The 13,055-nt window shown below is 72.5% G+C and carries 12 protein-coding genes and 1 tRNA gene; 9 read left to right on the forward strand and 4 right to left on the reverse strand.

Translation table 11 applies throughout. The features are described from left to right. Positions 1-41: 41 nt before the first annotated feature. On the reverse strand, positions 42-1,229 hold the full coding sequence (locus tag O1G22_RS06735; protein ID WP_270080466.1) for a thiolase family protein: 1,188 nt from the start codon (positions 1,227-1,229) through the stop codon (positions 42-44). 148 nt (positions 1,230-1,377) lie between these two features. On the opposite strand from O1G22_RS06735, the gene O1G22_RS06740 reads away from it, so the two are divergent. Next, positions 1,378-2,187, forward strand: coding sequence for an alpha/beta hydrolase (locus O1G22_RS06740; RefSeq protein WP_270080467.1), 810 nt, complete (start codon positions 1,378-1,380; stop codon positions 2,185-2,187). A 147-nt stretch (positions 2,188-2,334) separates the two neighbouring features. Beyond that, a complete protein-coding gene (locus O1G22_RS06745) occupies positions 2,335-3,132 on the forward strand; it encodes an SAM-dependent methyltransferase (RefSeq protein WP_270080468.1) in 798 nt (265 codons plus the stop codon). Between the two features lie 91 nt (positions 3,133-3,223). On the opposite strand, the gene O1G22_RS06750 is transcribed toward O1G22_RS06745, so the two are convergent. Next, positions 3,224-4,078, reverse strand: coding sequence for a Cof-type HAD-IIB family hydrolase (locus O1G22_RS06750; RefSeq protein ID WP_270080469.1), 855 nt, complete (start codon positions 4,076-4,078; stop codon positions 3,224-3,226). A gap of 193 nt (positions 4,079-4,271) precedes the next feature. Here O1G22_RS06750 and O1G22_RS06755 point away from each other — a divergent pair, with 193 nt between their 5' ends. The 5 genes from O1G22_RS06755 to O1G22_RS06775 all read left to right on the forward strand — a co-directional run bounded on the left by O1G22_RS06755 (position 4,272) and on the right by O1G22_RS06775 (position 9,260). Continuing rightward, complete coding sequence (locus tag O1G22_RS06755) at positions 4,272-5,081, forward strand: SAM-dependent methyltransferase (protein WP_270080470.1); 810 nt, start codon at positions 4,272-4,274, stop codon at positions 5,079-5,081. 60 nt (positions 5,082-5,141) lie between these two features. Then, a complete protein-coding gene (locus O1G22_RS06760) occupies positions 5,142-6,545 on the forward strand; it encodes a type I glutamate--ammonia ligase (protein ID WP_270080471.1) in 1,404 nt (467 codons plus the stop codon). Positions 6,546-6,547: 2 nt separating this feature from the next. After that, on the forward strand, positions 6,548-7,735 hold the full coding sequence (locus tag O1G22_RS06765) for an amidohydrolase family protein (protein WP_270080472.1): 1,188 nt from the start codon (positions 6,548-6,550) through the stop codon (positions 7,733-7,735). A gap of 16 nt (positions 7,736-7,751) precedes the next feature. Then, positions 7,752-8,279, forward strand: a complete 528-nt coding sequence (locus O1G22_RS06770; protein ID WP_270080473.1) for an NUDIX hydrolase family protein — start codon at positions 7,752-7,754, stop codon at positions 8,277-8,279. Between the two features lie 183 nt (positions 8,280-8,462). Next, a complete protein-coding gene (locus tag O1G22_RS06775) occupies positions 8,463-9,260 on the forward strand; it encodes a COG4705 family protein (protein WP_270080474.1) in 798 nt (265 codons plus the stop codon). A 174-nt stretch (positions 9,261-9,434) separates the two neighbouring features. Here the strand turns inward: O1G22_RS06775 and O1G22_RS06780 are convergent, their stop codons facing one another. Then, positions 9,435-10,766 carry an alkaline phosphatase family protein gene (locus O1G22_RS06780; protein WP_270080475.1) on the reverse strand — a complete coding sequence of 444 codons (1,332 nt, stop codon included), beginning with the start codon at positions 10,764-10,766 and terminating at the stop codon, positions 9,435-9,437. A gap of 412 nt (positions 10,767-11,178) precedes the next feature. Further along, positions 11,179-11,255, reverse strand: a tRNA-Pro gene (locus O1G22_RS06785). A gap of 126 nt (positions 11,256-11,381) precedes the next feature. On the opposite strand from O1G22_RS06785, the gene O1G22_RS06790 reads away from it, so the two are divergent. After that, positions 11,382-12,089: a thiamine pyrophosphate-dependent enzyme gene (locus tag O1G22_RS06790; protein ID WP_270080476.1), complete on the forward strand. Its 708-nt coding sequence runs from the start codon at positions 11,382-11,384 to the stop codon at positions 12,087-12,089. A 31-nt stretch (positions 12,090-12,120) separates the two neighbouring features. Next, positions 12,121-13,044 (forward strand): transketolase family protein, encoded by a 924-nt coding sequence (locus O1G22_RS06795; protein ID WP_270080477.1) that lies wholly within the window; start codon positions 12,121-12,123, stop codon positions 13,042-13,044. Positions 13,045-13,055 lie beyond the last annotated feature (11 nt).

Here is a 13,055-nt window from a genome sequence, read left to right on the forward strand (position 1 = left end):
TGCTGCGGCTCGACTGACCAGATCCCCCCGTTGGAAGGGCGCTAGTGCCTCTCGACCAGCACCGCGCTCCCCTGCCCGACTCCCACGCACATGGTCGCCAGCCCGCGCTCCGCGCCCGTGCGCCGCATCCGGTGCAGCAGGGTCGTCAGGATGCGGGCGCCCGAGCAGCCGAGGGGGTGGCCGAGGGCGATGGCGCCGCCGGTCGGGTTGACCAGGTCGGGGTCGATGCCGAGCTGGTCGACGCAGGCGAGGGCCTGGGCGGCGAACGCCTCGTTGAACTCGGCCTCCTGCAGGTCGGCGATGTCCCAGCCGGCGCGGGCGAGCGCCTTGCGCGTGGCGGGGACGGGGCCGATGCCCATGACGTCGGGGTGGACCCCTGCGGAGGCACCCGCGACATAGCGGCCGAGGGACTCCAGGCCCAGCTCGTTCAAGGCCTCCTCGCTGACCAGCAGCAGCCCGGCCGCGCCGTCGTTCATCGGCGAGGCGTTGCCCGCCGTGACCGTGCCGCCCTGGCGGAAGACCGGCCTCAGGCGGGCGAGCTTCTCCAGCGAGGTGTCCTCGCGGACGCACTCGTCCTGCTCGACCACGATGCCGTCCGGCCGCCGCACGGGCAGGAGTTCGTCCTCGAAGTCGCCGTTCTTCCGTGCGGCGGCGGCGAGTTGGTGGCTGCGCAGCGCGAACGCGTCCTGCCGCTCACGGGAAATGCCGTACCGCTCGGCGACCTTCTCGGCGGTCTCGCCCATGGACAGCAGGCCGTGCAGGTCCTTCATCGCCGGGTTGACCAGCCGCCAGCCGAGGCGGGTGTCGTACGTCTCGATGCGCTGCGGCAGGGCCTCGTCGGGGCGGGGCAGCACGAAGGGGGCGCGGCTCATGGACTCGGAGCCGCCCGCGATCACGATGTCGGCCTCGCCGGCGGCGACGGTGCGGGCGGCGGCGGTGACCGCTTCCAGGCCGGAGGCGCACAGCCGGTTGACGGTGGCGCCGGGCACGGACTCGGGCAGGCCGGCCAGGAGGGCGGCCATGCGGGCGACGTTGCGGTTGTCCTCACCGGCCTGGTTGGCCGCGCCCCAGTAGACGTCGTCGATCCGGGCCGGGTCGAGCGCGGGCACGTCGGCCACGAGGTCGCGGATCACCGCGGCGGCCAGATCATCGGGCCGGATGCCGGACAGGGCTCCGCGCAGCTTGCCGATGGGGGTGCGGCGGGCGGCCGCGAAGTGGACGGGACGCACGGCTTCGACTCCTGACCTACGACTGATCCACGACACTGTCGACCAGCCACTCGGACACTTAATTAGCACTGCTAGTTTTAGACTATAGACCTCGGACCGGCCCGCTGGGAAGATCCCCCGAGCCGTCACCGAACCCTCCGGAGGAGACATGCCCCACGTCCGCGAGCACACCCTCGACGGCGTCCACGGCTCCGTCGCCGTACGCGAGTGGCCGCACCCGGCGCCCCGGTACCTGGCCCTGGTGGTGCACGGGTACGGCGAGCACGCGGGCCGGTACGACGGACTCGCGGCCCGGCTCACCGGGCACGGGGCGGCCGTCTACGCGCCCGATCACGTCGGTCACGGCAGGTCGGCCGGGGAGCGGGTGGTGATCGAGGACTTCGAGGACGTGGTCACCGATGCGCACGCCGTGGCGGACCTCGCCCGGTCCGCCCACCCCGGGCTGCCGCTGGTCCTGGCCGGCCACTCCATGGGCGGGCTGATCGCGGCCCGTTACGCCCAGCGGTACGGCGCCGAGCTGAGCGCACTGATCCTGTCCGGGCCGGTGATCGGCGCCTGGGAGCTGCCGGGGCGGCTGCTGGCCCTGCCGGAGATCCCGGACGTCCCGGTCAGCCCGGCCGCGCTCTCCCGGGACCCGGCCGTGGGCGCCGCCTATGCCGCCGATCCGCTGGTGTGGCACGGGCCGATGAAGCGCCCGACGCTGGAGGCGTTCGCCCGCACCCTGGCGGCCGTCGCCGAGGGCGGTGACGTCGGCGCGCTGCCGCTGCTGTGGCTGCACGGGGACGACGACCAACTGGTGCCGCTGCCCAGCAGCCGCATCGGTGCGGAGCGGCTGAGCGGCGGCCGGCTGACCGAGCGGATCTTCCCCGGGGCGCGGCACGAGGTGTTCCACGAGACGGACAAGGAGGAGGCGTTCGCGGAGGTGCTCCGCTTCCTGGACCGTACGCTGCCCCGTTGAGAGCGCCAACCGGCGCACCCGGCAGCCGTGTTGGGGCCCCGGGCGCTTGGTGAGCGGGCCCTGCGCCGCACGCGGTGATCGTGTCACACTGCTGCCCGCACGCCCCGGTGCGACGGCACCGGGACCAGCCGAGCGGAGGAGCAGCACGTGACGGGGACCGAGCCGGCCGTATCCCGCATCGACACCACCCGGCCGCATCCGGCCCGGGTCTACGACTGGTTCCTCGGCGGCAAGGACAACTATCCCGTCGACGAGGAACTGGGCCGCCGGATCATGGCGATCGACGAGGGCGCCGTGCGAGCGGCCCGCGCCAACCGCGCGTTCATGCAGCGGGCCACGCGCGCACTCGCCGAGGACGGCGTCCGCCAGTTCCTGGACATCGGCACCGGCATACCGACCGAGCCCAACCTGCACCAGATCGCCCAGTCGGTGGCCCCGGACGCCCGGGTGGTCTACGTCGACAACGACCCGATCGTGCTGGCCCACGCAGGCGCGCTGCTGCGCGGCACCCCGGAGGGGGTCACGGAGTACGTCCAGGCCGACGCCCGCGATCCGCGCGCCATCCTCGAACAGGCCGCCGGTGTCCTGGACTTCGGCCGGCCGGTGGCCCTGTCCCTGATCGCGCTGCTGCACTTCGTCGCCGACGAGGACGGTGCCCACGAACTCGTGTCGACCCTGGTGGACGCGCTGGCGCCGGGCAGCCGTCTGGTCCTGTCGACGATGACGGCCGACTTCGAGCCGGAGAACGTCGAGAAGGGCATCGCCGCCTACGCGGCGGGCGGGGTGACCCTGGTGGCCCGCTCCCGCGCCGAGGTGGCCGCCTTCTTCGCGGGACTCGACCTGCTGGAGCCGGGCGTCGTACCGGTCGACGCGTGGCGCCCCGCACAGGCACCGGACGGCCCGGGGCCCGTCTCGCTGTACGGGGCGGTCGGCCGCAAGCCCTGAGGGGCGGCCGGCACAAGCCCGGGGGCCCGGAACCGCGTCGGGATCGCGGTCCGGGCCCGGCCGCACGGGTACGCCCTCCCCGGCAGCAGGGTCACAGGCCGAGCACGTGCGCGATGGTGCGCAGGACGCCGTTGTCGTTGTTGGACGGGGCCAGGTAGCGCGCCCGGCGGACGACCTCCGGGTGGGCGCCGGCCATGGCGAAGGACCAGTCGGCCGCGTCGAGCATCTCCAGGTCGTTGAGGTAGTCGCCGAAGACCATGGTCTGCGCGGGCGTGATGCCGAGCGCCCGCTGGAGGCCGCGCAGGGCGGTGCCCTTGTCGGCCGTGCGGTTCATGACGTCGACCCAGTGCTCGCCGGAGACGACGACCTGGTGGGTGCCGGCGAACTCGGCGAGCGCGGGGGCCGTGGAGTGCTCGGCGGGACCGAAGTCGAACAGCGCGATCTTGATCGCAGCGTCGTCGACGGCGGTGAGGTCGGCCACGACCCGGTGCTCGACGTAGTACTTGCGCACCTCCGCGAGGAACGCCTCGTCCGACCGCTCGACGTACGCCGCCCGCTTGCCGCACACCACCGCGCCCACGTCCGCGCCGTCCGCGACCAGCCGCCGCACCGTCCGCGCGATCCGGGGGGCCACGGACGCGTCGAGGGTGTCGGAGCTGAGCTCCACGCCGTCGCGGACCACGTAGGTGCCGTTCTCCGCGATGAACACCATGCCCTCGGCGACCTCGGCGAACTGCCGGGCCAGCGTGGCGTACTGGCGGCCGCTGGCGGGGCTGAACAGCACACCGCGGCGACGCAGTTCGGCGAGCAGCGGCCACAGGCCCTCGGGGAGCCGCTTGGCGTCGTCCAGCAGGGTGCCGTCCATGTCGGTGACGATCAGCCGGATGTCGGCGGGGCCCGCCGGCAGGTCCGGGGTGTCGAGGAGGGGCGTGGGCGTGGCGGGCATGTCCTGCTTCCGGTCGGGGGAGGGGTACGCCGTCCAGTGTTCCTCATGCGGCGCGGCGTCCCGGAGCCGGTCCCCGGTGTTCCGGTACGTCCCGAAGCCGCCCCGAACCGCCCGGGCCGGGCGGTTCCCGGGACAGCTCGATCACCGGACGGCACAATGACGGCGGGCAACCGCGTGCGAGAAGGGCGGCGATGTGACCGAGGGCTCCCCGACGGCCGGACCGGAGAGACTGGACACCTCCGTGGCGCACAACGCCCGGGTGTGGAACTACTGGATCGGCGGCACGGACAACTACGAGGTCGACCAGCAAGTCGGTGAGCACGTCGCCGGGATGTTCCCGGTGATCCGGGACGTGGCCCGCGCGGACCGGCAGTTCCTGGCGCGGGCGGTCGGGTACCTGGCCGCCGAGCGCGGGATCCGCCAGTTCCTGGACATCGGCACGGGTCTGCCGACCGTGGACAACACCCACGAGATCGCGCAGCGCATCGCACCGGAGTCCCGGATCGTGTACGTCGACAACGACCCTATCGTGCTGGTGCACGCCCGCTCGCTGCTCACCAGCTCGCCCGAGGGTGTCACGGACTACCTCGACGCCGATGTGCACGACCCGGACACCATCCTGCAGCGCGCCGCCGACACCCTGGACCTCACCCGGCCGGTCGCGCTGATGATGCTGGGCATCCTGAACTTCGTCCTGGACACCGGCGAGGCCCGGGACATCGTGCGCCGGCTCATGGCGGCCCTGCCCTCCGGGAGCTGCCTGGCCCTGACCCATCCGACGTACGACCGTGACGTGGGCGGCGAGGGCAACGTCGCGGCGATGGAGTTCTGGAACGCCAACGCCACCCCGCCGATCACCGCCCGCAGCCGCGCGGAGATCGCCTCGTTCCTCGACGGCCTGGAGCCGGTCGAACCGGGCCTGGTGCCCTGCTCCCAGTGGCGCGCCGACCCGGCGGACGCGGCGCCGGTGCCGCAGTTCGGCGCGGTGGCCGTGAAACCCTGACGCCCGTCGACGGCAGCACGACGCGGACCACGTCGAGGCGGACGCAGCCGAGGAGGACGTATGACCACCCTTGCCGACCCCGTGCCCGGCGGGCGCCCGGAGGATCTGCGCCGGGTCGCCGCGCTCACCGCCGGCCTGGCCGGACAGGGCGTGCGCGGGATCGTGCTCGCGTACGTCGACACCGCCGGCGTGTGCCGGGTCAAGACGGTCCCGACGGCGCGGCTGGCGGCGGCCGTGTCCTGGGGCGTCGGCATGTCCCCGGTGTTCGACACCTTCCTCGCCGACGACTCGATCGTCACCACCGACGTCCTCGGTTCCCCGGACGGCGATCTGCGCCTCTACCCGGACCTCGACCAGCTGGTCACGCTGGCCGGGCAGCCCGGCTGGGCGTGGGCGCCGGTGGACCGGATCACCCAGGAGGGCGCCCGGCACCCCGGCTGCGCCCGGACCTTTCTGCGCCGGACGGTGGCCGGCGCGGCCGAGCGTCACGGGCTGGCCTTCAAGGCGGCGATCGAGGTCGAGTGGTCGGTCGGGCTCGGCTCGGCGCCCGCCGGGGAGTTCGTCCCTGCGGTCTCCGGTCCGGCGTACGGCGCGGTCCGGCAGGTCGGCCTGAGCGACTACACCGCCGACCTGCTGGCCGCGTTCGCCGCGCAGGACGTGCCCGTCGACCAGCTCCATCCGGAGTACGCCCCCGGGCAGTTCGAGATCTCCGTGGGCGCGCTGGACCCGGTGGCGGCGGCCGACCGCAGCGTGCTGGTCCGGCAGACGATCCGCGCGGTCGCGCAGCGGCACGGCCTCAGGGTCTCGTTCTCGCCCGCGGTGTCCGCCGAGGGCGTCGGCAACGGCGGCCATCTGCATCTGTCCTGCTGGCGCGGCGGGGTGAACCTGCACGCGGGCGGGCAGCGCCGCTACGGCATGACGCCCGAGGCGGAGTCCTTCACCGCCGGGATCCTGGCCCGCCTGCCCGCGCTGACGGCGGTCACCGCCCCGAGCCCGGCCAGCCGTCTGCGGCTGCGGCCCTCCCAGTGGGCAGGGGTGTTCACCGCGTGGGGGCGGGAGACCCGGGAGGCGGCGCTGCGGGTGATCACCGGTACGGCGGGCCGCCAGGCGCAGGACGCCAACCTGGAGGTCAAGCCGGTCGACCTGGCCGCCAACCCCTACCTCGCCCTCGGCTGCGTCATCGCCGCGGGCCTCGACGGTCTGGCCGGGGCGCTGGAGCTGCCCGGGGAGATCACCGGCGACCCGGCCCGGTACACGCCGGACGAGGCGGAGAGGCTCGGCGTACGCCGCCTGCCGCGGTCCCTGCCCGAGGCCGCCCGGGAGTTCCGTGCCGACGAGGTGCTGCGGGCCGCGCTGGGCCCGGTCCTCGCGGACGCGGTGACCGCCGTACGGCTGGGCGAGGCGGCGGCCGTCGAGGGCCTGGACGACGCCCAGGTGGCGGCGGCCTACCGCTGGGTGTACTGACCGTGGCCACCGCACCGGGACCGGTCCACGAGGCCCTCGCCGCACTGCCGCTGGTGGACCACCACTGCCACGGCGCGGTGACGGCCGACCTCGCGCCGCGGGAGTTCGCCGCGCTCCTCACGGAGGGCGAGGCCTGGCCCGGCAGCTCGCCCTTCGACACGCCCGCCGGGGTGGCCGTACGCCGGCACTGCGCGCCCCTGCTGGACCTCCCGCGGCACGCGCCGCCGGACACCTATACGGCCCGCCGCGCGGAGCTGGGCTGGCAGGAGGTCAACCGCCGCTTCCTGACCGCCGCCGGAGCCGAGGCGTTCTTCGTGGACACCGGCTACACCGCGCACCCCCTCACCTCCCCCGCCGAACTGGCGGCCGCCTCCGGCGCCGCGGCGCGGGAGGTCGTACGCCTGGAACAGGTGGCGGAGGCGGTGGCGGCGCGGGGCGTCGAGCCGGACGCGTATGCCGATGTGTTCCGTACGGCGGCCGAGGAGGCGGTGCGCCGGCCGGGCGTGGTGGCGGTGAAGTCGGTCGCCGCCTACCGCACGGGCTTCGCCCTGGACCCGGCCCGTCCGGCGGCGCGGGAGGTCACACGGGCAGCCGGGAACTGGCTGGCGGCCGGCGGCCGCCTGACCGACCCGGTCCTGACCCGGCACCTGCTGTGGACCGCCGTGGACCTCGGCCTGCCCCTCCAGCTGCACACCGGCTTCGGCGACGCCGACCTGCGGCTGCACCGCGCCGACCCGGCCCTGCTGACCGACTGGCTGCGCCTGGCTTCCGGCACGATCCCGGTCCTGCTCCTGCACTGCTGGCCGTACCACCGCCAAGCCGCGTATCTGGCAGCGGTGTTCGAGCACGTGTACCTGGACGTCGGCCTCGCCCTGCACCACACCGGCCCGGCCCGCTGCCGGGCGGTGCTGGAGGAGGCGCTGGAGATCACCCCGTTCCGGAAACTGCTGTACAGCTCCGACGCCTACGGCGTGGCCGAATTCCACCACCTCGGCGCCCTGTGCTTCCGCCAGGGACTGGCCGGTATCCTCCAATCCCGCGTCGAGGCCGACGAGTTGAGCCTGCCCGACGCCCTGCGCATCGCCGCCTGGACGGGCCGCGACAACGCCCGCCGCCTCTACGGACTCTACGGACCGCCCGCACCCGAACCGGCGCGCGACCCCAGCGAGCGCCCCACCCGGAAAGTATGATCAAGCAATGTCAGACATGACCGAAACCACGCCCGGCTGGCTCACCACGGACGAGCTGGAAATGGCCAGGGCCCGCATGCCGATCCTGTACGTCGAGGCCGTGCCCGTGCGCGTGGACGACAGCGGCGAAGTCACCAGCATCGGACTGCTGCTGCGCATCGGCCCGGACGGGACGGTCAGCCGGACCCTGGTCTCCGGCCGCGTCCTGCACCACGAGCGGGTCCGCGACGCCCTGCTGCGTCACCTGGAGAAGGACCTCGGCCCGGTCGCCCTCCCCCGCATCCCCACCTCGATCCAGCCCTTCACCGTCGCCGAGTACTTCCCGACCGCGGGCATCACCCCGTACCACGACCCACGCCAGCACGCGGTCTCCCTCGCCTACATCGTCCCGGTCACCGGCGACTGCCGCCCCCGCCAGGACGCCCTGGACCTGGTCTGGTTCAGCCCCCAGGAGGCCGCGTCGGCGGCCGTGCAGAGCGAGATGCCGGGCGGGCACGGGGTGCTGCTGAGGCAGGCGCTGGCGCACGTGGGTCTGACGTACTGACACCGGCGGCCGCCCGACCGGCCTGTCTATCAGGCCAGTCCGGCCGCAGGCCAGGGCCGGCGCCGATGCGTTCAGGTTGTGTTCAGGTTCGCCGCACCCCGTGGCAACAGCTGCACCAGAAGCCCCAAAACAATGGCAAAGGGGGCTGGGGAACGGACAGTTGGCCGTGCGAGGGTGCGGATCATGAGCACAGAGCACGTCCTGACGGACCGGCCGCACGGTCACGCACGCGCGCGCATACGCGAGAGCGCGAACAAGGTGCCGGAGGTCACCGTCTACTTCTGGATCATCAAGGTCCTCACGACCGGCATGGGCGAGACCGCCTCCGACTTCCTGGCCCACACGCTGGGCAACATCCCGGCGGTCGGCCTCGGCGGTCTCGCCTTCGTCGCCTCGCTCGTGCTCCAGTTCGCCGTCCGCCGGTACGTGGCCTGGATCTACTGGACGGCGATCGTCATGGTCAGCGTGTTCGGCACGATGGCCGCCGACGCGCTCCACGTGGTCGTCGGCGTCCCGTACACCCTGTCCACCCCGCTCTTCCTCATCGCCCTCGCGGCCGTCTTCGCTTTCTGGTACAGGAGCGAGCGCACGCTGTCCATCCACTCCATCCGCACCCGCCGCCGCGAGTTCTTCTACTGGGCGGCCGTGCTCGCCACGTTCGCCCTGGGCACCGCCGCCGGCGACCTCTCCGCTACCATCGGCCTCGGCTACCTGGGCTCCGTCGCCCTGTTCGCCGCGGCGATCTGCGTCCCCGCTCTCGCCCACCGCATGCGCCTGCTCGGCGCGGTGACCGCCTTCTGGACGGCGTACGTCATCACACGCCCGCTCGGCGCCTCCCTCGCCGACTGGATGGCCCTGCCGGCCAAGCGCGGCGGCCTGGCGTGGGGGCTGGGCCCGGTGACCCTGTCCTGGACGGTGGCGATCGTCGGGTTCGTGGCGTTCCTGGCACTGTCGCGCCGGGACACCGAGCCGGCGAGCTGACGACAGCCGGCAGCCGGCCGGGCCGGAGACCACCGGCCCGGCCGACGTACGTCAGTCGGTCTGGCGGGTCACCGTCGAACGGGACCGGGTGACGGGGAACTTCCCGGCCTGGTGCCCCGCGTTCCGCTTCTCCCGCGGAGCCGCCCGGGACTTCTCCCGCTGCTCGTCCGTGCGTCAGGCCGACGAAAGGTGCTGGGCGGCAAGGGCTTCACAGACCGTGTCGAGGTGGGACGTCGTGCCCCGGGCCGGGTTGTTGCCGCTTGAGGTGGGCACCGCAACGCCGTCGAGCGGGTCATCGGTGCGGGGCTGGTCGAGGGTGAGGACCTCGCCGATCCCGGGTGCCGCCTCGTCGCGGCGGGTCAGCGGGGGAAGCTTCCACCGCTGCTCGATCGTCTTGAGCAGTGAGGTGTGGTCCAGCGGTGTCGTACCGTCGACGCGGAACACGGTCCCGGGCTCGATCAGGGGGGAGACCAGTACGGCGGGCACCCGCACTCCGAACCGGGTGAAGTCGAATCCGAATTCCCCCTGTGAGTCGTCGGGAGGGACCGCTCCGGAGGGCGGGGCGACGTGGTCGTAGCATCCGCCGTGCTCGTCATAGGTGACGACCAGCAGGGTCCTGTTCCAGTTCGGCCCGTTGCGCAGTGTGTAGTAGACGTCGTGAATGAGCTGCTCGCCGGCGGCGACATCGTAGTTGGGGTGCTGGTCGTTGCCGGTCGTCGGTGACCAGTCGGGCTCAAGGAAGGTGAAACCCCGCGGGAGCGTGCCGGTGCCTGCGGCACGCTCGAAGTCGGTGAAGCTGCCGAAGTGACGCTGGTCGGCTTGCTGGGTGTCGGGGAAGTCGTGTCTGGTCAGCAGCTTGCCGTCGCTGTAGATCGCCCAGTCCACGGAGTTCTTTTCGAGCAGTCCGAAGATGCTGGGGGTGTCGAAGGGGATCGGGATGCCGCGCACGTTGTCGTCCATGCGGCCCAGGCTGGTGCCGGCCAGGGCGAAGGCCCGGTTGGGCAGGGTCTCGGTCGGCGCTGAGCTGTACCAGTGATCGCAGACCGCGTAGCCCCGTGCGAGACCGGACAGCACCGGCAGGGCTTCCGGGGTGAAGCAGCCCATGATGTTCTCCGGCTTGGTGCCGGGGTATATCGGGCGGTGCTTCTGGCTGTCGTATTGCAGTGCGTCGGCGAAGCCGGCCACGAATCCGTCCATGGTCGCGGCAGGGGCCGGTACGGAAGGAGTCGGCGTCCCGAACAACTGGCTGTTGGTCGGCGCATAGCCCTCTCTGGGATCGGCGCCGGGCATGAAGTACGCATCCGGCGTGGTCCGGTCGATCGGGAAGACCGTGACCCTGCCGCTGTCCCCGGGGACGCTCTCCTGCCCCGTCAGACCTTCGAAAGGCTTGCCTGACGGGGTCTGTCTGCCGGTGTAGAGGAACCCCAGCATGTGGTCGAAGGAACGGTTCTCCTCCATCAGGACCACGATGTGGTCGATCTGTCCCAGTCGGGTGTTGTCAGGCATGACACGCCCCCGTCAGGCGATGGTTGAAAGCGGGAGAGCCTGGCGGTTCACCGTCGGCCCGGACGGACATCGCCGTCGCCGACTCCACCGGCTGCGGCGACCCGCCATCACTCCATGGGCTGAGCCTGGATCTCGCAAGCATCCTGGATCTCGCAGGCATGGCGGCTTCTCCGCATATAGATCAAATATACGATATTTCCCGGCATACCGCACCCGCTCACCGCGATCGGAGCCGCTTGACGGGCCGTCACTCCAGAAGAGACCGAGCGGCGACCGGGGAGTCGGCGGATCCCTGACCGACGCGTGCGACGCCGCACCGCACGACGGCGGGACACGGCGACCATCGCCGCCCTGAACGCACGGAAGGCCACCCTCCCACGAGTGAGAGAGCGGCCTCCGACCTGCCAAAAGCTGGTCGGGACGACAGGATTTGAACCTGCGACCCCTTGACCCCCAGTCAAGTGCGCTACCAAGCTGCGCCACGTCCCGATGCCGTTTGACCTGGGATTTCCCCGGTCGAAACGTGCAGAGAAACCATACCGCACTCGGATCGGTGGTCGCGCCCCGCTTTTCGCTGTTGACCTCAAGTTTGGTTGAGGTTGCACGATCGACTGCATGACGATCACAGCAGACTTCGGCCGTACGTACGGCTACGACGACCTGCCGGGGCTGATGGGCCTCATGACCGGCGACGAGAAGCACGGACCGGCGGCCACCTCCACGCTCGACGTGCTGTGGGTGCTCTACGACCGGGTGCTGCGGGTGACGCCGGAGCGGCGGGACGATCCGGCCCGGGACCGGTTTCTGCTGAGCAAGGGGCACGGGCCGATGGCGTACTACGCGGTGCTGGCCGCGAAGGGGTTCGTGCCGGTCGACTGGCTGCCCGGCTTCGGGTCGTACGACTCCCCGCTCGGGCACCACCCGGACCGGGTGCTGGTGCCGGGGGCCGAGATCGCCAGCGGGTCGCTCGGGCACGGGCTGCCCATCGCCGTGGGCAGCGCCCTGGGCCTGCGGGCGCAGGGGATGGACGACCCGGCGGTCTGGGTACTGATCGGGGACGCCGAACTGGACGAGGGCAGCAACCACGAGGCGATCGCCTTCGCGGGGCCGGCCGGTCTGGAGCGGTTGCACACGGTCGTGGTCGACAACTCCTCCGCCAGCCATGCGCGGCCCGGCGGCATCGCCGCCCGGTTCGAGGCCGCGGGCTGGTCCGCGGTCACCGTCGACGGGCGCGACCACGAGGCCCTGTACGCCGCGTTCACCGCGCCGCATCCCGGGCGGCCGCATGTGGTCGTGGCCCGGGTCGAGCCGAAGACCGCCTGACTCTCCCCCACATTCTTGAAGGGCACCTTTCATGGAAACCATGCGTGACCGTTTCGCCCCCGTTCTCTCCCGGATGCTGGACGAGGATCCGCGCGTCGCGGTCGTCCTCGCCGAGATCGGCAAGGACGGCTTCCGCGAGGCCATGGCCCGGCATCCCGACCGGGTGATCAACGTCGGCATCCGGGAGCAGCTGCTGGTCGGGGCGGCCGCCGGGCTGGCGCTCACCGGGCTGCGGCCCGTCGTGCACACCTTCGCCAGCTTCCTCGTGGAGCGGCCCTTCGAGCAGGTCAAGCTGGATCTGGGACACCAGGACGCCGGGGCGGTGCTGGTCAGCGCGGCGGCCTCGTTCGACTGGCCGGCGGGTGGCTACACGCACATGTCGCCGGGCGACGTCGCGCTCATCGACACGCTGGACGGCTGGACCGTCCATGTGCCCGGACACCCGGACGAGGCCGAGAGCCTGCTGTGCCGCGCGGTCGGCGCGCACGACGACAAGGTGTACGTACGGCTCTCCGTGCAGTCCAACCAGCGGGCGCGGGTGGTCGACGGACGGCGCTTCGTGACGGTCCGCGAGGGCCGCTCCGGTGTCGTCGTCGCCGTCGGCCCGCTGCTCGACACGGTCCTCGCCGCCACGGAGGGGCTGGACGTCACCGTGCTGTATGCGACGACCGTGCGGCCCTTCGACACGGCCGGTCTGCGCCGGGCCACCGAGGCGGCGGGCACCGACGTCGTGCTGGTCGAGCCGTACCTCGCGGGCACCTCGACGGCCGCGGCGGCCGAGGCTCTGTCCGATGTACCGCACCGGGTGCTGGGCCTGGGCGTGGGGCGGCGGGAGCTGCGCCGTTACGGGACGGTCGAGGAGCATGTGGCCGCGCACGGGCTGGACGCGCACAGCCTGCGGGAGCGGATCGCTTCGTTCGTGGGGTCGGCGGCGCGGGTGGCTGCCGGGGTGTGACACACGATGTG

The sequence above is a fragment of the Streptomyces camelliae genome, assembly GCF_027625935.1.
Classification (GTDB): domain Bacteria; phylum Actinomycetota; class Actinomycetes; order Streptomycetales; family Streptomycetaceae; genus Streptomyces; species Streptomyces camelliae.

Coding starts and splice junctions, on each gene's coding strand:
- O1G22_RS06740 (WP_270080467.1), top strand. CDS start 1,378: ATGCCCCACGTCCGCGAGCACACCCTCGACGGCGTCCACGGCTCCGTC.
- O1G22_RS06750 (WP_270080469.1), bottom strand. CDS start 4,078: ATGCCCGCCACGCCCACGCCCCTCCTCGACACCCCGGACCTGCCGGCG.
- O1G22_RS06760 (WP_270080471.1), top strand. CDS start 5,142: ATGACCACCCTTGCCGACCCCGTGCCCGGCGGGCGCCCGGAGGATCTG.
- O1G22_RS06770 (WP_270080473.1), top strand. CDS start 7,752: ATGACCGAAACCACGCCCGGCTGGCTCACCACGGACGAGCTGGAAATG.
- O1G22_RS06775 (WP_270080474.1), top strand. CDS start 8,463: ATGAGCACAGAGCACGTCCTGACGGACCGGCCGCACGGTCACGCACGC.
- O1G22_RS06780 (WP_270080475.1), bottom strand. CDS start 10,766: ATGCCTGACAACACCCGACTGGGACAGATCGACCACATCGTGGTCCTG.
- O1G22_RS06790 (WP_270080476.1), top strand. CDS start 11,382: ATGACGATCACAGCAGACTTCGGCCGTACGTACGGCTACGACGACCTG.
- O1G22_RS06795 (WP_270080477.1), top strand. CDS start 12,121: ATGGAAACCATGCGTGACCGTTTCGCCCCCGTTCTCTCCCGGATGCTG.